Source organism: Siccibacter turicensis LMG 23730 (genome assembly GCF_000463155.2).
Taxonomy (GTDB): Bacteria; Pseudomonadota; Gammaproteobacteria; order Enterobacterales; family Enterobacteriaceae; genus Siccibacter; species Siccibacter turicensis.
In genome coordinates this window covers 125114-142751 of record NZ_AWFZ01000028.1, presented here as the reverse complement: position 1 = coordinate 142751, position 17638 = coordinate 125114, and the positions used below count along the sequence as shown (strand labels likewise).

The 17638-nt window shown below is 60.9% G+C and carries 21 protein-coding genes; 15 read left to right on the top strand and 6 right to left on the bottom strand.

What is annotated here, in order from left to right:
- Positions 1 to 19: 19 nt before the first annotated feature.
- Positions 20 to 901, bottom strand: coding sequence for an alpha/beta fold hydrolase (locus DW58_RS05115; RefSeq protein ID WP_024548098.1), 882 nt, complete (start codon positions 899 to 901; stop codon positions 20 to 22).
- Between the two features lie 250 nt (positions 902 to 1151).
- On the opposite strand from DW58_RS05115, the gene DW58_RS05110 reads away from it, so the two are divergent.
- On the top strand, positions 1152 to 1736 hold the full coding sequence (locus DW58_RS05110) for a CGNR zinc finger domain-containing protein (protein ID WP_024548097.1): 585 nt from the start codon (positions 1152 to 1154) through the stop codon (positions 1734 to 1736).
- 539 nt (positions 1737 to 2275) lie between these two features.
- Here DW58_RS05110 and DW58_RS05105 read toward each other — a convergent pair.
- A complete protein-coding gene (locus tag DW58_RS05105) occupies positions 2276 to 2887 on the bottom strand; it encodes a TetR/AcrR family transcriptional regulator (protein WP_024548096.1) in 612 nt (203 codons plus the stop codon).
- Positions 2888 to 3059: 172 nt separating this feature from the next.
- Between DW58_RS05105 and DW58_RS05100 the strand changes: the two genes are divergently transcribed.
- Positions 3060 to 3464, top strand: coding sequence for a RidA family protein (locus tag DW58_RS05100; protein WP_024548095.1), 405 nt, complete (start codon positions 3060 to 3062; stop codon positions 3462 to 3464).
- Positions 3465 to 3575: 111 nt separating this feature from the next.
- Positions 3576 to 3821, top strand: coding sequence for a DUF1272 domain-containing protein (locus tag DW58_RS05095; RefSeq protein WP_024548094.1), 246 nt, complete (start codon positions 3576 to 3578; stop codon positions 3819 to 3821).
- 152 nt (positions 3822 to 3973) lie between these two features.
- On the opposite strand, the gene umuD is transcribed toward DW58_RS05095, so the two are convergent.
- Entirely contained in the window at positions 3974 to 4402 is a 429-nt protein-coding gene (umuD, locus tag DW58_RS05090) for a translesion error-prone DNA polymerase V autoproteolytic subunit (RefSeq protein WP_024548093.1), read from the bottom strand.
- Between the two features lie 172 nt (positions 4403 to 4574).
- Complete coding sequence (locus DW58_RS05085) at positions 4575 to 5357, bottom strand: DeoR/GlpR family DNA-binding transcription regulator (protein ID WP_024548092.1); 783 nt, start codon at positions 5355 to 5357, stop codon at positions 4575 to 4577.
- A gap of 301 nt (positions 5358 to 5658) precedes the next feature.
- On the opposite strand from DW58_RS05085, the gene gatZ reads away from it, so the two are divergent.
- The 6 genes from gatZ to DW58_RS05055 are packed head-to-tail and all read left to right on the top strand — an operon-like array spanning position 5659 to position 11069.
- Positions 5659 to 6954, top strand: coding sequence for a tagatose-bisphosphate aldolase subunit GatZ (gatZ, locus tag DW58_RS05080; RefSeq protein WP_024548091.1), 1296 nt, complete (start codon positions 5659 to 5661; stop codon positions 6952 to 6954).
- On the top strand, positions 6947 to 7405 hold the full coding sequence (gene gatA / locus DW58_RS05075) for a PTS galactitol transporter subunit IIA (protein WP_024548090.1): 459 nt from the start codon (positions 6947 to 6949) through the stop codon (positions 7403 to 7405). The genes gatZ and gatA overlap by 8 nt, the downstream gene beginning before the upstream one ends.
- 33 nt (positions 7406 to 7438) lie before the next feature.
- Positions 7439 to 7723 carry a PTS galactitol transporter subunit IIB gene (gene gatB, locus DW58_RS05070; protein ID WP_024548089.1) on the top strand — a complete coding sequence of 95 codons (285 nt, stop codon included), beginning with the start codon at positions 7439 to 7441 and terminating at the stop codon, positions 7721 to 7723.
- A gap of 4 nt (positions 7724 to 7727) precedes the next feature.
- Positions 7728 to 9110: a galactitol-specific PTS transporter subunit IIC gene (locus DW58_RS05065; RefSeq protein WP_024548088.1), complete on the top strand. Its 1383-nt coding sequence runs from the start codon at positions 7728 to 7730 to the stop codon at positions 9108 to 9110.
- A gap of 40 nt (positions 9111 to 9150) precedes the next feature.
- Positions 9151 to 10215 carry an alcohol dehydrogenase catalytic domain-containing protein gene (locus DW58_RS05060; RefSeq protein WP_024548087.1) on the top strand — a complete coding sequence of 355 codons (1065 nt, stop codon included), beginning with the start codon at positions 9151 to 9153 and terminating at the stop codon, positions 10213 to 10215.
- Positions 10215 to 11069 (top strand): tagatose bisphosphate family class II aldolase, encoded by an 855-nt coding sequence (locus DW58_RS05055; RefSeq protein ID WP_024548086.1) that lies wholly within the window; start codon positions 10215 to 10217, stop codon positions 11067 to 11069. Before DW58_RS05060 ends, DW58_RS05055 begins: the two co-directional genes overlap by 1 nt.
- Before the next feature lie 193 nt (positions 11070 to 11262).
- On the opposite strand, the gene DW58_RS20845 is transcribed toward DW58_RS05055, so the two are convergent.
- Positions 11263 to 11640 carry a hypothetical protein gene (locus DW58_RS20845; RefSeq protein ID WP_152525665.1) on the bottom strand — a complete coding sequence of 126 codons (378 nt, stop codon included), beginning with the start codon at positions 11638 to 11640 and terminating at the stop codon, positions 11263 to 11265.
- Entirely contained in the window at positions 11609 to 11809 is a 201-nt protein-coding gene (locus DW58_RS05050; RefSeq protein WP_024548085.1) for a hypothetical protein, read from the bottom strand. The genes DW58_RS20845 and DW58_RS05050 overlap by 32 nt, the downstream gene beginning before the upstream one ends.
- Before the next feature lie 258 nt (positions 11810 to 12067).
- Between DW58_RS05050 and mdcA the strand changes: the two genes are divergently transcribed.
- The 6 genes from mdcA (at position 12068) to DW58_RS05020 (ending at position 17637) form a co-directional block, all read left to right on the top strand.
- Entirely contained in the window at positions 12068 to 13720 is a 1653-nt protein-coding gene (mdcA, locus tag DW58_RS05045; RefSeq protein WP_024548084.1) for a malonate decarboxylase subunit alpha, read from the top strand.
- A complete protein-coding gene (locus tag DW58_RS05040; protein ID WP_024548083.1) occupies positions 13720 to 14577 on the top strand; it encodes a triphosphoribosyl-dephospho-CoA synthase in 858 nt (285 codons plus the stop codon). The genes mdcA and DW58_RS05040 overlap by 1 nt, the downstream gene beginning before the upstream one ends.
- A gap of 17 nt (positions 14578 to 14594) precedes the next feature.
- Entirely contained in the window at positions 14595 to 14894 is a 300-nt protein-coding gene (gene mdcC / locus DW58_RS05035; protein ID WP_024548082.1) for a malonate decarboxylase acyl carrier protein, read from the top strand.
- Positions 14887 to 15723 (top strand): biotin-independent malonate decarboxylase subunit beta, encoded by an 837-nt coding sequence (locus tag DW58_RS05030; RefSeq protein ID WP_024548081.1) that lies wholly within the window; start codon positions 14887 to 14889, stop codon positions 15721 to 15723. Before mdcC ends, DW58_RS05030 begins: the two co-directional genes overlap by 8 nt.
- Positions 15720 to 16520, top strand: a complete 801-nt coding sequence (gene mdcE / locus DW58_RS05025; protein WP_024548080.1) for a biotin-independent malonate decarboxylase subunit gamma — start codon at positions 15720 to 15722, stop codon at positions 16518 to 16520. The genes DW58_RS05030 and mdcE overlap by 4 nt, the downstream gene beginning before the upstream one ends.
- A gap of 157 nt (positions 16521 to 16677) precedes the next feature.
- Complete coding sequence (locus DW58_RS05020) at positions 16678 to 17637, top strand: AEC family transporter (RefSeq protein WP_024562684.1); 960 nt, start codon at positions 16678 to 16680, stop codon at positions 17635 to 17637.
- Position 17638 lies beyond the last annotated feature (1 nt).

Below are 17638 nucleotides of genomic sequence, written 5' to 3'. Positions count from 1 at the left end.
AAGGCCGCTCCGCTGTGGGTCAGCGTGTTTCCCCGCCGAAAGTTTCACGAATGCGCGTCGCAATATGGGTGACATGGGTTTCCAGCGCGAAGTGGCCGGTGTCCAGCAGCTCCACTACGGCGTTCGGGTTATCGCGGCGGTAGGCTTCAGCCCCGGCCGGGATGAAAAACGGATCGTGTTTGCCCCAGATAATCAGCGCTGGCGGCTGTCTGTCGCGGAAAAAGGCCTGAAAATCGGGGTAGCGCGTCAGGTTATTGGCGTAATCCAGGAACAGATCGAGCTGGATCTCGCGGTTGCCGGGGCGCTCCATCAGCAGGGTATCAAGATGCCAGGTTTCCGGTGCCACTTGCTCCACGTCGGTCACACCATGCAGGTACTGCCAGCGAATGCCCTCCATATTAAGCACCGCGTCATTCACCACCTGACGGTTTGCGGCCGACGGCTCCGCCCAGTAGGCCTGCACCGGTGCCCAGGCATCTCCCAGCCCTTCCAGATAGGCGTTACCGTTCTGGGAGATAAACCCTGTCACCCGCTCAGGATAGTTGAGCGCCAGGCGCAGCCCGACCGGTGCGCCGTAATCGAAGACGTAGAGCGTATAGCTCGCCAGACCCAGTGCATCCACAAAATGGGTCAGCGTCTGGCCGAAGGCATCAAAGGTGTAGCGGTAGTCGCGCGCTGCCGGTACCTCGGTAAAACCGAAACCCGGCAGGTCGGGAGCCACGATATGAAATTTATCCGCCAGCAGCGGGATCAGCTCGCGGAACTGGTGCGATGAACTGGCAAAGCCATGCAGCAGCAGCAGCGTCGGATGGGTAGGATCGCCGGCCTCGCGGTAAAACACGCGCATGCCATCGGCATTGGCCCAGGTATAACGCACGGGATAGTAAGTATTCATGGTCATCGCACTCCTGTAACTGGTAAATGTATTTTTAGTGGTTACTTGCAGTCAGTATGACCGTCTTTTGTAACCCGTCAATATGTATTTTAACGGTTACAGACGCGTGTGGCGCTTTGTCATCGGCCAGGCTGTTCAGACGATCGCTTAGTTATCAGGGGGTTGAAGCAAATCCGCGCCTGCCATCAGGATGTAACTGTTAATTATTAATTTTATAGGTTACGATCTGCTTCACGATTTCTGACGGAGGTATCCCGTGTCTGATAACGCAACGCAGCATGCCGGCGGCGCACTGTTTATCGCCGACCACGGCGCGCTTGATTTTCTTAATACCGTGGCGCAGGTAGAAGGGCAGGCGGTGGATGCCTGGCAACGCGACGACGACGTGAAACGCTGGCTGGCGCAGTCCGGGCTGGTGGTGGTTCCAGAGTCGCTGGCATTCGCAGAAGGGGAGCTGCTCCGGGAAGCCAGAGCGCTGCGCGAGACGATCCGGCGGCTGGTGGGGCAGAAAAAGGCGGGTGAGCCGGTGGATACGGCGGCCCTGAACCACTATCTGGCGTGCGCCAGCAGTTACCCGCAGCTGGTGGAAGGCGACGACGGTGCGCTGGAGATTACACGCATCTATGGTTACCAGACCCCGGCTCAGCTGCTTGAACCGATCGCCACCCTGGCGGCGTCGCTACTGAGCGATCCGCATTTCGAGCGGGTGCGCGAGTGCGAGCACCCGGAGTGTATCCTGTGGTTTTACGATCGTACCAAAGCGCATCGCCGCCGCTGGTGCAGCATGGCGCTGTGCGGTAACCGGGCAAAAGTGGCGCGTTTTCGTCAGCAGCAGAAATAGCGGCGCGGATTATCGGGGCGCTCATTCGGGTGGCGTAAATAAGACGCAAAAGAAGGGTAAGCCTGGCGGGAAATGATAAAAAAAGCCGGGCGATAAGCCCGGAATAAATATGGCACACAGAATATTAAGCCGTTAAAAAAGGGCTTGATGAGGGTTAAAGCGGCGGCACAATACACGCCGCGGCGCCGTTTGTTGTTATCAAAAGATGCCGTTAACGCCCGGCGGGAAGTGAGCCGCCAGCCCTTTCTGCGCGGGCGCTGACGGGCTTACCACCTATTGATTAATAACTATTAACTAATTCATGCAAAAAGAGTGCGTAATTATTCATGGGGCAGGGCGCCAGCTAATGCACTATTTTTCGGCTATAAGGTATTTCCTGGCATCTTTTCGGCAAAGCGACAACGCCGTCATGGATTACGGTATTGGCAAAAAAGGCGGCGAATAATCCGGCGTGCGTCGAGCAATATATTTGCCCGGCGATGAACCACCTGCCGGAATTTACGCAGGCAGCCGTTAGCGCCGCCTGGGGTTATATCTGCTCAGGATGCAGCGCTGTCATCGCGCTGGACCCGTAACCCGGACATCAGCACCTTAAACGCGCTAATCGCGCGCGGGAGCACCTCGTGAGGGGCGTCTGAGGCGGCGATCCACAGGGCGGCGTTCAGCGCCGCGCCATTCACCAGCCGGGCTGCCGCTTCGGCATCGACCTCACGCACGGTACCCTGGGCAATAAGCGCTTCAAGGGTGTCGGCGGTGGTACGCAGACAGGCGGTTTGGTTCGGCCACTGCGAGGGATCGCCCAGCACCGCCGGGCCATCCAGCAGCATGATGCGCTGCACTTCCGGCTCCAGCGACATCTCGATATAGGTCAGCGCTTCGGTAATAAACGCGTCCCACAGGGTGGCTTCGCGCGCGCCCGCCTCCCGCATCCGGGTGAGTATTTCGCCGTCTATCTGGTCGATTACCGCCTGAAGCAGTCCCTTCTTATCGCCAAAGTTATGATAGAGCGCCCCGCGCGTAAGCCCGGCCGACGCCGTCAGCTCATCCATCGACGCCGCGGCATAACCTTTCCCGGAAAACGCCGCTCGCGCCGCCTGAATCAGCCTTGCTCGTGTCTCTTCCACCTGCTCGGCGCGTCGTTTTGCTGCCATACCTGCTCCTGAAAAAAGATGTCGATAGTGTTTGACATACGTCGCGTATGTTTAATAATTTACATACGCCGCGTATGTTTTCGATTGTAGCATAGTCCCGGCGATCTGTTTTGCATTAGCCCGATGCCGGTGACGGCGGGCGGGCGTCCCTACTGATGAACTGGAGAACACCATGACCACACGCGACGCAATTTTCCCGGCAGGCCGCCAGGCGCTGTATAACATCAACCGCTATTCCGCGGCCATCCGCGCGGGGGACCTCCTGTTTGTGTCCGGCCAGGTGGGCAGCCGCGAGGACGGTTCCCCGGAGCCTGATTTTGTCAAACAGGTGGAACTGGCCTTCGCCAACCTGGAAGCGGTGCTGGCCGCCGCGGGCTGCACCGTTGATGACGTAGTGGACGTCACCACGTTCCATACCGATCCGGAAAAGCAGTTTGGCCTGCTCAACCCGGTACGGCTGAAGGTGTTCGGCGAGGCGCCGTACCCCAACTGGACGGCGGTCGGCGTCAACTGGCTGGCGGGTTTCGATTTTGAAATAAAAGTTATCGCCCGCATTCCGGAAAGCGCAGGTCAGTAACGACGCCAGGGGCGGGCAGGGGGATGTCCTTTTCTGCACGCACCCTGTCCTGAAAAGGTATTACAGGGACGCTCATCAGCGGGTAGGGTAGGCGGAACAGAGGAGAACACCATGCTTGCGTTACGACCAAACTGCGAATGCTGTGACCAGGATCTGCCCGCCCACGCACCGGACGCGCGCATATGCTCGTTCGAGTGCACCTTCTGCGCGCGCTGTGCGGACGAGGTGTTCGCCGGTAGCTGCCCGAACTGCGGTGGGGAGCTGGTACGCCGCCCCATCCGGCCAGCGGCGAAGCTCGCCACCGCCCCGGCGTCAACCCAGCGGGTGCACCGCGCGCCGCGCCGCCACGAGGAATAACCGGGCTGATGCGCCCCTCTGTCTGGCGTGCGCGTCAGTTTTCTTACGTCTGCTTTAGGCGTTGACCTCACCACCTGCGACCGCGTACTGACTCACGCCTGTGCGGTGCGCAACAGAATGCCATCCCATAACGCGCCGCCATGCCATGAGGTTCAGCCGTTGCGCGAGGGGGTATGGATAACCGTGGTCACCACCCCGACGATATGCACATCTTCTTCATCGCTGAGCGGAATCGGCGCATAGGCGGGATTCTCCGGACACAGCTGCGGGGTTGGCACCAGCCGCAGGCGTTTCACGGTAAAGTCGCCGCGCAGCCGGGCGACCACGATATCGCCATGCCGCGCGCGCAGGCTGGCATCCACCAGCAGCAGCGATCCGTTAACGATCGCGGCATCGCGCATGGAATCGCCCGACACCCGCAGCACGTAGGTGGAAGAGGGGTGTGGGATCAGGTGCTTCACCAGATCGATCGCGTTATCAATGTAGTCTGCTGCCGGGCTTGGGAACCCGGCGGAAACCCGCTCAAGGTAGAGCGGTAAACGAACGGTGTGAGGCGAAGGGGATAAATGATATAGCGCCATCGCAGCGGTCCCGATAATTATACTGTATTTATAACCAGTATAAGTCACTTCCGGTGATTGGCAATGCTGTTGCCGCGCGCTTCGTTTGTTATCGGGCCTATCTTACTGTTCGCTGAGGGAAAAAAATTTTTCGCCGGCGCGCAGCGCTAAACGTCACGCCGTGTCACCTCGATCATACGATAATCACTTTTTTACCTTTGCTTTTCAGTCGCTTAATGGCGTCTTCCGGTGCGTTTTTATCAGTAACGATCGTATCGATCCTGTCGATCGACAGAACGGTGTTGAAACCTTTGCGGCCAAATTTGCTGGAATCGCTGACCACCACCACCTGTCGGGCCGCTTCCGCCATAACGCCGCTTATCGCATAGCCTTCGTTAAAGGTGGTAATGCCGGTTTCGCAGTCAAAGCCGTCGGCGCCCACAAACATCAGGTTGGCCGACACCCCGCGCAGGGCGTACTCCGCGATGCTGCCGTGTAAAGAGACCGTTTTATGCCGCAGCGTGCCGCCGCACACCACCAGCGTAATATCGGTATTTTCCAGCAGCACGTTGGCGGCGGGCAGGTTGTTAGTGATGACCGTGATGTTGCTCATGCCAGCCAGTTCATCCGCCAGCAGCCTGGTGGTGCTGCCGCTGTCGAGGATCACGGTATCGCCCTCTTTAACCAGCTTTGCCGCTTCAATGGCGATGCGCCGTTTGGGATCCGCCGCCAGCAGGTAGCGATCGTGCAGGCTGACCTCGCTGCCCTCAACCGCGCTGTCGAGCGCGATCAGCGCGCCGCTGCGCGCGGCACCGCCGTGAAAGCGGGTCAGCATGCCGCGCTCCTCCAGCAGGCGAAGATCGGTGCGCACGGTCACTTCCGTTACTCCCAGCGCGGCGGCAATATCGTTAACCATGACGCTGCCGGCACCGTTAACCATCTCAACAATCTTGTTTCTGCGCTCAAACGTATTCATGCCACCTCCCGAAAAAGTGTGATCATCCTAAAACGAAAGGGTTAGAAAGTAAAACGCCGTTCATCACCCTGTGAAGCACCGCGCAATTACGCCAACCAGTAACGCGAAAACCTCATTATTCTTCAATAAAAAGCGTTAATTCATTCACTTAACGAATCATTCTCTCGCCTTACGCCGCCGCATTATTACCTGGCGACGCCGGTAAACGAAATTAAACGATCGCGATCACACATCAAAAAGAAAGCAATTGTGGTATTAACGAAAAGAAACGATGGTAAATGCCAGCCATTCGGAGGAAATGATGAAAACGTTACTACAACAGCATAAACGTGGTGTGGATTGCGGGATCTGCTCGGTCTGTTCCGCACATCCGCTGGTGATTGAAGCGGCGCTGCGCTTCGATCTGCACAGCCAGCGCAAGGTTCTGATTGAGGCGACCTCAAATCAGGTGAATCAGTACGGCGGCTATACCGGCATGAAACCCGCCGCCTTTCGCGAGTACGTGCTGGCCATTGCCCGGCAGGTGGGGTTCCCGGCGTCACGCCTGATCCTCGGCGGCGACCATCTGGGGCCGAACTGCTGGCAGAACGAGAGCGCTGCTCAGGCCATGGCAAAAGCCCGGGTGCTGATCGCCGACTACGTGCAGGCAGGCTTCAGCAAAATTCACCTTGATGCCTCAATGGCCTGCGCGGACGATCCCGTCCCGCTGCCACCGGCGCGGGTAGCGGAGCGCGCCGCCGAGCTGGGCGCCGTCGCGGAGGCTACGGCCACCGAGGCGCAGAAAGCGGTGCTGACCTACGTCATTGGTACGGAGGTGCCAGTGCCGGGCGGCGAAGCCTCGGCCATCGCCAGCGTGCATGTCACCCGTCCCGAAGACGCGGCGGATACCCTTGAGCTGCACCACCGCGCGTTTCGGCACGCCGGCCTGGAGGCGGCAATTCCCCGCATCATCGCCCTGGTGGTACAGCCTGGGGTAGAGTTCGACCACAGCAGCGTGGTGCAGTACGACCCGGCAAAAGCCCAGCCGCTCAGCCAGTTTATCGCCACCACCCCGGTGGTGTACGAAGCGCACTCAACCGATTACCAGACCCGCGATGCGTATCGGGCGCTGGTGAAGGATCACTTTGCGATCCTCAAGGTCGGGCCGGCGCTGACCTTCGCCATGCGCGAAGCGATCTTTGCCCTCGCCAGCATGGAGCAGGCGCTGATCGCCCCTGAAAGCCAGAGCCGGATCATGCAGGTTATCGATCAGGTGATGCTCGATGAGCCGGGCTACTGGAAAAAGTACTACCGCCAGGCCTGGTCGGACGCGCTGGTGGACATTCATTTCAGCCTGTCGGACCGCATTCGCTACTACTGGCCCCATGCGCGCATCAGCCACGCGCTGGAAACGCTGCTGCACAACCTCAACGGCGTCACGCTCCCGCTGGGGATGCTGAGCCAGTATCTGCCTGAACAGTTCCACCGCGTGCTGAGCGGCACCCTGACGCCCACTCCGCATAACCTGATTATCGACAAAATCCAGGACGTGCTGCGCGACTACGCCTGGGGCTGCCAACCGCAAAATCTGTGCGCAGGGCAGGTGAACCATGCATAGCTACCGACTGCTTACCGCGTCCGGGCTGGTATTTCGTGACGATCGCGAGGCGCTGGCGCATATCGGCGACACCCTGGTAAAGGCCGGGGTGTGTCGGGAGAGCTATCCCGCCGCGCTGCGCGAGCGGGAAGCCGCGTACCCCACCGGCATCCTGCTCGAGGATCACTGCGTGGCGATCCCGCACTGCGATGCGAGCCACGCGCGGGAGCCAGCCATCTACCTGATTCGTCCCCGGTATCCGGTTCCCTTCAGGCAGGCCGACGATGACGCCTGCGTGAACGCCGAACTGATTATCGCCCTGGTGGTCACCCAGCCGCAGGCGCAGCTGAGCCTGCTGCGGACGCTGTTCGGCCAGCTTCAGCTGCCGGCATTTATCGACAGCCTGTTAACGGTGCCGGAGCAGGAGCTGGCGGCGTGTTTTCGCCGTCACATCCTGACGCCGGCGGCGTGACGTTCAACCTGTACCTGCAAACGGAGAATAACAATGAAACGTAAAGTGATTGTGGCCTGCGGAGGCGCGGTCGCCACCTCTACCCTGGCCGCACAAGAAATTCAGGAGCTGTGCGATGAGCATCAGATTGCGCTGGAGCTGGTCCAGTGTCGGGTGAATGAAATCGACACCTATCTCGATGGGGTGGATCTGATCTGCACCACCGCCAGGGTTGATCGCACTTTCGGCGACGTACCGGTAGTTCACGGTATGCCGTTCGTCTCGGGCGTCGGCATTGAGGCGCTGCGGCAAAAAATCCTCGTCCTGCTGCAGGAGTAAGCCCATGTTTACTGAAATCATGCGTTACATCCTCGATCTGGGGCCAACGGTGATGCTGCCGGTGGTGATTGGCCTGTTTTCCCTGTGCCTCGGTATGAAGGCGGGCGACGCCTTCAAATCCGGGCTGCAAATCGGTATCGGTTTTGTCGGTATCGGGCTGGTAATCGGGCTGATGCTTGACTCCATCGGCCCGGCCGCAAAAGCGATGGCCGAGCATTTTGAGATCGGGCTGGAGGTGGTGGACGTCGGCTGGCCCGGCTCCTCGCCGATGACCTGGGCGTCGCAGATTGCGCTGATCGCCATTCCGGTCGCCATCGGGGTCAATATTCTGATGCTGGTGACGCGAATGACCCGGGTGGTCAACGTCGATATCTGGAACATCTGGCATATGACCTTCACCGGCGCGCTGGTCCATCTGGCAACCGGCTCGTACTGGCTGGGCATGCTGGGCGTGGTGGTGCATGCCGCCTTTGCCTACAAGCTCGGCGACTGGTTCGCCCGGGATACCCGCGACTTTTTCGGCCTTGAGGACATTGCCGTGCCGCACGGCACCTCCGCTTACCTTGGCCCGATCGCGGTGCTGGTGGATACGCTGATCGAGAAAGTGCCGGGGCTGCGCCGTATTCACTTCAGCGCTGACGATGTGCAGAAGCGCTTTGGCGCCTTCGGGGAACCGGTGACCGTCGGCTTTATCATGGGGGCGATTATCGGGGTGCTGGCCTCCTACGACGTCAAAGGCGTGCTGCAGCTGGCGGTCAAAACCGCCGCGGTAATGCTGCTGATGCCGCGCGTGATCAAGCCCATCATGGATGGCCTGACGCCCATCGCCCGCCAGGCGCGCGCCCGGCTACAGGCGAAGTTTGGTGGCCAGTCCTTCCTGATTGGTCTCGATCCGGCGCTGCTGCTCGGTCACACCGCGGTGGTCTCCGCCAGCCTGATCTTTATTCCGCTGACCATCCTCATAGCGGTGCTGCTGCCGGGGAACAAAGTGCTGCCGTTTGGCGATCTGGCCACCATCGGCTTCTTTGTGGCGATGGCGGTCGCGGTACACCGCGGCAACCTGTTCCGCACCCTGATCTCGGGCGTCATCATCATGAGCATCACGCTGTGGATTGCCACCCAGACCATCGGGCTGCACACCCAGCTGGCCGCCAACGCCGGTGCGCTGAAAGCCGGCGGGCAGGTTGCCTCAATGGATCAGGGCGGTTCCCCGGTGACCTATTTGCTTATCCAGCTGCTGACCTGGCAGAACGTCACGGCGCTGGTGGTTATCGGCGTCATCTACGGCCTTGGCGTAGCGCTCACCTGGCGACGGGCGCGGCGCACGCAAGACGAGGCGTCACTCTCCGACACCACGCTGACCACCGACAAGCCGCTGGCCAGATAACCCGACGGGGGCGTGCCCCCGTTTTACTGGAGTCTTAACAATGAAATCTGTCGTGATACACGCCGGAGGCTGCGTGACGGTTGAAGAACAGCCGCTGCCTCAGATTCAGAACGCCGATGAGGTACTGGTTAAGGTGCGCTGCGCCGGACTGTGCGGGTCCGACATCCCGCGTATTTTCCATGAGGGCGCCCATTTTTATCCCATCACCCTCGGGCATGAGTTTTGTGGCGAGGTCGTCCGGACCGGAGAGGCGGTGAAGGATATGCAGGCCGGGGATCGGGTGGCCTGCGTACCGTTGCAGCCTTGCTTCGCCTGCGAGGAGTGCCGCCGCCAGCTGTGGTCCCAGTGCCGTCGCTACCAGTTTATTGGCTCGCGCAGCGACGGTGGCAACCGGGAGTTCATCGTGCTGCCGCGTCGTAACCTGTTTCGCCTGCCCGCCGGTGTCTCGACGGTGGAGGGCGCCTTCTTTGAGCCTCTGACGGTAGGGCTGCACGCCATGCAGCTGGCGGGGGGCTGCACCAACAAGCACGTGATCGTTATCGGGGCGGGCACCATTGGGCTGCTGGCGCTTCAGGCGGCAAAAGCCCTCGGGGCAGCGTCGGTAAGCGCCGTGGATATCAATCCGCAGCGGCTGGCGTTGGCCGAACGGCTGGGCGCTGACCGGGTCTTTAACAGCGCCGAGCTGAGCGGCGAGGCTATCCATACCGCGCTGGACGCGCAGCGTTTCGATCAGCTGATCCTGGAGACGGCGGGCAGCCCGCAGACCGTGGCACTGGCCCTTGAGATAGCCGGTCCGCAGGCGCAAATCGGTCTTATCGGCACGCTGCACCGCGATCTGACCCTCAGCGCCGCCAGCTTTGGGCTGATTTTACGGCGCGAGCTGCGCCTGCTGGGAAGCTGGATGAACTACGCCGGCCCCTGGCCGGGCGTCGAATGGCAGCAGGCGACGGCGCTGTTTACCGGCGGCCATATCGATCTTGAACCGCTGATCGCCGTGCAGGCGGGGCCACAGGGATATGCGGAAGCGGTGGCGGCGCTCGGCGGGCAGCCGATGAACGGCAAAATCATGCTGGATTTCACCCGTAGCCAGCAGGAGGCGTGCTGATGTATCTCATCTCCAGTCATACCATGCTGCAAAAGGCGCAGCGCGAGGGGTACGCGGTACCGGCGTTTAATGTGCATAACCTCGAGACGGTCCAGGCGATTACCGAGACCGCGGCGCAGCTGGGCTCCCCGGTGATCCTGGCGGGTACCGCCGGCACCTGGCGCTACGCCGGGGTCGATTACCTGGTCGCTATCTGCCAGCAGGCGGCGCGACGCTACGATCTGCCGCTGGCCCTGCATCTTGATCATCACGAGGTGCTGGAGGATATCCACCTCAAGGTCAAAGCCGGCGTGCGCTCGGTGATGATCGACGCCTCGCATCTGCCTTTTGAGCACAACGTTGAGACGGTCGCCGGGGTGGTAAGGCTATGCCATCGCTATGGCGTCAGCGTGGAGGCGGAGCTGGGCACGCTGGGCGGGCAGGAGGATGAGCGGGTGGTGGCGGAGAACGCCTGCGTGTTCACCGACCCGCTGCTGGCCCAGGCGTTCGTGCGCCGCACCGGCATCGACTCGCTGGCGGTGGCGATTGGCTCCGCCCACGGGCTCTATCGCGGCGAACCCAGGCTCGATTTCCCCCGCCTGGCGCAGATCCGCGCCCAGGTTAGCGTGCCGCTGGTGCTGCACGGTGCCTCCGGTATCCCGGCAGAGATGGTGAAGCAGGCAATAGCGCACGGCATCTGCAAGGTGAACGTCGCCACCGAGCTGAAAATCGCCTTCGCCGATGCGGTAAAAGCATTCTTCACGGCGCATCCGCAGGCTAACGATCCGCGCGAGTATATGGAGCCGGGCAAGCAGGCGTTAAAGCGGGTGGTCGAGGAGAAAATCCGTATCTGCGGCAGTGAAGGGAAGCTGTAACAGGGCGACTAAAAAGGGGGCAGGCCGCGAGTTTGTCCCCCTCATTTACTGAGTAAAACCCGTGTCATAACACCGCTTCGAAGAATGCCTGGGGTGTTAAGTGTGCTTTGAACGCAACGTATCGTGGAGCAGATCGTCCAGGCGTTGATGGATAAGGCGCATTTGATAGTCGTTGTGCTTCTTCTTGCCCGTTTCACCAAACATATCGGCGCGATCGATCATGGCAAGCACGATCAGAGCCGGGGCACTGTTTTTCGCGCTTTTCAAAAGTGAGGATCAGCAGGGGATCGGTTTCGGTTTCATCATCCAGTAGCCGGGTGTGATGCAGTCCGATATAAAGGGGGACGACTGCGCCGTTGCCTTTAATGTGGGATTCTTTAATCCAGCCATGCTGATGTTTTTCGCCCTGGGAATAGACCCAGACGCATTTGTGGTTTTCCCATCGTTGAATAAGATCGTCGATATCCTGGAAATACGATAAAACCACATCAGGGGTGAAGCCATACTCGCGGGAAATGGCATGAAACAGGGTACTGATTTCAACGCACGCAATTTTTTCTCTTCTGCCCATGATGGTTAATTCCTTTAACCGGCTGTGTCTCATCCCTGTCGAGCACGTCTGTGATGAACTGCTGGCGACGCTCTTCCTGCGTATTACCCGTTAAGCGAATGCTGCCCGCACGGCGCGCTTTTGCCAGCAGACCGGAAAGGTCAGGGGCGTTTATCGGGGTGTTTTTCATACATCCTCCTGTACATTTATCCAACAAGTATACCACAGGCGCGTTGCCGACAAAGCAAGAGGCGCCCGCTCTGCGGCGCGGCTCGCAAACCGGCGTCCACCTCTACATTTTGAGATCCATATCGCATTTCTGCATTTCAATTATTACTCTCAGGCTAATGATTCGCCTGCGAACTTAATTGATGGTCGCGGACGGCGGGCGCAGACTACCTCCAGCATTGAGCAAATCATAAAGATTCGCTAAATCAGGAGGTTAATAATGAGTGGTAACCAAACGGCCCGTGTGTGGAACACGCGCCGCACGGAGAAACAGCGGCGCATCGCCTCGGTTCCCGTGCAGGGTAAGGTGCTTCCCACCGACCAGCTGAGCGACATGCTGGAAAAACTGATCGCCCCCGGCGACCGCGTGGTGCTGGAAGGGAACAACCAGAAGCAGGCAGATTTTCTCTCCCGCATGCTGGCGGAGGTTAACCCGTCAAAAGTTCACGATCTGCATATGATTATGCCGAGCGTCGGACGCAGCGAACATCTGGATATCTTTGAAAAGGGCATCGCCCGCAAACTCGACTTCTCCTTCTCCGGTACCCAGAGCCTGCGCATCTCGCAGTTGCTGGAGGATGGCCTGCTGGAAATCGGTGCCATCCACACCTACATCGAGCTTTACTCCCGTCTGTATGTCGATCTGGCACCCAACGTCGCGCTGATTGCCGGCTTTAAAGCTGACCGCAAAGGCAATCTCTATACCGGCGCCAGCACCGAAGACACCCCCGCGCTGGTCGAAGCCGCCGCGTTCCATGACGGCATCGTTATCGCCCAGGTCAATGAGCTGGTGGATGACGAAAACGACCTGCCGCGCGTCGATATTCCCGGTTCGTGGGTGGATTTCGTGGTGGTGGCGGACAAGCCGTTCTTTATCGAACCGCTGTTTACCCGCGACCCGCGTCTCATCAAGCAGGAGCACATCCTGATGGCGATGATGGCCATCAAGGGCATCTACGCCGAGCACCAGGTGCAGTCCCTCAACCACGGCATCGGCTTTAACACCGCCGCCATCGAGCTGCTGCTGCCGACCTACGGCGAACAGCTGGGGCTGAAGGGCAAAATCTGTAAGCACTGGACCCTCAACCCGCATCCGACCCTGATCCCCGCCATCGAAAGTGGCTGGGTGGAGAGCGTGCACTGCTTCGGCGGTGAACTGGGAATGGAGGAGTACATCCGCGCCCGTCCTGACGTGTTCTTTACCGGTGCCGATGGTTCGATGCGCTCCAACCGCGCCTTCTGCCAGCTGGCAGGCCAGTACGCGGTGGATATGTTTATCGGCTCGACGTTGCAGGTTGACGGCTACGCCAACTCCTCCACCGTCACCCGCGGGCGCCTCTCCGGCTTCGGCGGTGCGCCAAACATGGGCCACGATCCGCACGGTCGTCGCCACGCCACTCCAGCCTGGCTGAACATGATCACCGAACCGGACCCGATGCAGCGCGGTAAAAAGCTGGTGGTGCAGATGGTGGAAACCTTCCAGGCGGGCGTAAAACCGACCTTCGTGGAAAAACTCGACGCGGTTGAGGTGGCGAAAGCCTCCGGGATGCCGCTGGCGCCGGTCATGATCTACGGCGACGACGTTACCCACGTGCTGACCGAGGAGGGGATCGCCTATCTCTACCGGGCGGAAAGTCTCGAAGAGCGCCGTGCGATGGTCGCAGCGGTTGCCGGGATCACCGATATCGGCCTGGGCATTGACGCGGCGCGCGTTGCCGAGCTGCGCCGCAGCGGCAAAGTGGTCTACCCGGAAGACATGGGGATCCGTCGCGCCGACGCTACCCGTTCGCTGCTCGCCGCCAGCAGCGTCGCTGACCTGGTTGAATGGTCGGACGGTCTTTACAACCCACCTGCGAAATTCCGGAGCTGGTAATGAAACACCTTCCACAGACTCACGCCGACGAGATGGCGGGCTGGCTGGCCCAGGTGGCTACCGCCTGTCTGATTGATGAAGCACGACTGACGCCGAAGCCGGGTCTGGTGGATAGCCGGGGGAGCGGAGCGCATCACGACCTGACGCTGGCCCTGATGGAGCGGTCGGCGCACAGCCTGACCCCGGCGTTTCGATACATGGCGGAACACAGCTGGCAGCGTCCGGCCGATATCGCCCTGCGGGAAACCGTCGGGCGGCTGGGACGCGATGGCGAACAGGCCATGATGGCGGCCACCGGTGGGGTGAACACCCATCGCGGCGCTATCTGGGCGCTTGGGCTGCTGGTCAGCGCCGTCGCCATGCTGGGCGGCAGCGCCTCGGGTGACGTTGTCACCGTGTGCGCTGCCCGGCTGGCGCGGCTTCCGGACAGCGCGGCTCCTAAAGGCTTCAGCAAAGGGCTGCGCGCCACGCACCGTTACCAGGTGCCAGGCGCGCGGGAAGAGGCCCAACAGGGCTTTCCGCACGTGACCCGTCTGGCGCTGCCGCAGCTGCGTGCCAGCCGGGCGCGGGGGGCCGCCGAAACCGAGGCTCGCCTCGATGCGCTGATGGCGATCATGACCTCGCTGAGCGACACCTGCGTGCTGAACCGCGCCGGGCTGGCGGGGCTTGAGGCGATGCAGCGCGGCGCCCGTGCCGTGCTGAACGCCGGGGGTACCGCACAGCCCGCCGGTCGCGAGGCGCTGGCGCGTCTTGACGCTGATATGCTGGCGCGCAACGCCTCGCCGGGCGGGGCCGCCGACCTGCTCGCCGCCACGCTGTTTCTGGATCGCACGAGCCTGCCACAGGCGGCTCACTAACACATTAAGAGGGCGTTATGGAACACATTACGTTGTCATTTCCCGCCAGCCGTGCGCTGAGCGGCAAAGCACTGGCGGGGGTCGTCGGCTCCGGTGATATGGAAGTGCTGTTCACCGCCGACGCCGCATCCACCCTGACGGTGGATATCACCACCTCCGTGGATAACAGCACGGCGCGCTGGACCGCGCTGTTTGAGCGTCTCACCCTGCAGAAGGGGTTGCCGTCCGGCCAGATGATTATTCACGACTTCGGCGCGACGCCTGGCGTGGCGCGCATTCGCATTGAGCAGGTTTTCGAGGAGGTGGAGCATGCGTAACGATCGCAGTTTTATCGAGCTTCGGGCGCGCGAACGTGCGCACGCCCTGCTGGATGACGGCAGCTACCGTGAGTTACTGGACCCGTTCGAGGGCGTGATGTCCCCGTGGCTCGGCGCGCAGGGCATCGTCCCGCAGGCCGATGACGGGATGGTGGTCGCCAAAGGCACCATCAACAGCCAGCCGTCGGTGGTGATTGCTATCGAAGGCACCTTCCAGGGCGGCAGCATGGGTGAAGTCTCCGGGGCGAAAATGGCCGCCGCGCTTGAGCTGGCGGCGGAAGATAACCGCAACGGTATCCCGACCCAGGCGGTACTGTGCCTGGAAACCGGCGGGGTGCGTTTGCAGGAGGCCAACCTGGGGCTGGCGGCCATTGCCGACATCCACGCGGCGATTGTCGATCTGCGTCGCTATACCCCGGTAGTCGGGATTATTACCGGCACCGTTGGCTGCTTCGGCGGGATGTCCATCGCCGCCGCGCTGTGCAGCTACCTGATCGTGACCCGCGAAGCGCGCCTCGGCCTTAACGGCCCACAGGTTATCGAGCAGGAAGCGGGCATTGAGGAGTACGACTCCCGCGACCGGCCGTTTATCTGGCGCATGACCGGGGGCGAAACCCGCTACCAGAGCGGTCTGGTGGATGCCCTGGTGGGCGACGGCGTGAACGCCGTGAAAAACGCCATGAACGAGGCGATTGCCAAAGGCGTGCCTGCGCAACACCGCAGTGAGAACTATGCCTGGTATCTCGATCGCCTGAGCACATTCGACACCCGGCAGCAGGCCGATGCCGAACAGATCAAACAGATTTTTGCACCGGAGGTGAAAGGATGAGCGATTCAGTAAGCCGGGGTGCGTTATGGCTGGAAAAACTGGCACCCAACGCAACACGTATGGCAGGTCTGTGCCCCTCCGTTCAGGTCGCGGATGGCGAACTGAACGGTGAAACGGCGCGTTTTATCGCCGTGGTACCGGATGCCAACAACCACTATCCGCGCGCCGCGAAGGGTGAAGTCGGGCTGCTTGAGGGCTGGACGCTGGCGAAAGTGGTGCAGGAAACGATCGCCGCCGATGCCGATAAGCCGGTGAAGCGCCCGATTATCGCGGTGATCGACGTCCCAAGCCAGGCTTACGGGCGTCGCGAAGAGGCGTTCGGGATCCACCAGGCGCTGGCCGGGGCGGCGGGGGCGTATGCCAGCGCCCGTCTGGCCGGGCATCCGGTGATTGGCCTGATCGTCGGCAAAGCGATGTCCGGGGCGTTTCTGGCCCACGGTTATCAGGCCAATCGCCTGATTGCCTTTAACGACAGCGGTGTACAGGTGCATGCCATGGGTAAAGCGTCGGCGGCGCGCATCACGCTGCGTACCGTTGAGGCGCTGGAAAAACTGGCGGCAACCATTCCGCCGATGGCCTATGACATCGACAACTATGCCAGCCTGGGGCTGCTTTCGGCGCTGCTGGACATCAGCAACCCGGATGCGCCATCCGGTGACGATCTCGCTATCGTCAACCGCACGCTGGTGGAAGCGGTGCGCGATGCGCGTCAGGATCCCAGTCTGAAAAACCGTCTCGGTGCGGAGAATCGCCGTAGCTCAGCCCTGGTCCGCGAACGCCTGCGCGCCAGCTGGTAAGAAAAGTAATAAGCAACCTGCCGGGAGCGGCGTCGGCGCTGTCGATGCCGCCTCTGAAAAATATAAATGCTCACCACCATTCGGGGCGTCCGTCCCCGGAGGATGGGCGAGCAACCCATCGCGCCAGTGCTACTTTCTCTTTTCATACAGGTGATTTATGACTTACGTGATTGTTCATGCTCTAGCCCCCATTTTTGTCATCATGATTCTTGGCTTCTGGGCCGGGAAGGCAAAAATGGTCGATAACCAGAATGTTTCCTTACTCAATATCTTCGTGATGGATTTCGCGCTGCCGGCCGCGCTGTTCACGGCGACCGTGCAGACCCCGTGGAGCGGGATTGTTGCGCAGTCACCGTTGATTGTGGTGCTGGTACTGGCGATGTGGATCACCTATGCCGCTATCTATTTCCTCGCCACCAGCGTGTTTAAAAAATCACCGCAGGATGCCGCCGTGCTGACCCTGACCGTGGCGCTGCCGAACTATGCGGCGCTGGGTCTGCCGATCCTCGGCAGCGTGCTGGGGGAAGGGCCGTCCACGTCGTTGTCGGTGGCAGTCTCCATCGCCTGCGGTTCGGTGTTGATGACCCCGTTCTGCCTGCTGATCCTTGAGCGCGAGAAGGCCCGCGCCGCCGGTGAGAACAGCGGCTCGACGCTGGCGATGCTGCCGGTGCTGATGTGGCGCTCGGTGAAAAAACCGATTGTCTGGGGCCCGCTGCTCGGGGTGGTGCTGTCCGCCTTTGGCATCAAAATGCCGGATTTGCTGCTGGCGTCCATCAAGCCGCTGGGGCTCTCCGCCACCGCCGCCGCGCTGTTCCTGACCGGGGTCATCCTCTCTGCCCGTAAGCTGCAAATCAACACCATGGTTGTGACCGCTACCCTCACCAAACTGCTTATCCAGCCGGCGATTGCCTGGGGGATTGTGCTGGCGCTCGGCCTGTCCGGTTCGGTCGCCGTGACCGCCATTCTGATGATTGCCCTGGCGGCCGGTTTCTTCGGCGTGGTGTTTGGTAACCGGTTTGGCGTACAGTCCCCGGATGCCGAAGCGGTGCTGCTGTTGAGCTCGGTGCTGAGCATTCTGTCGCTGCCGCTGTTTATCTCACTCACCTCAGGAATGTAAT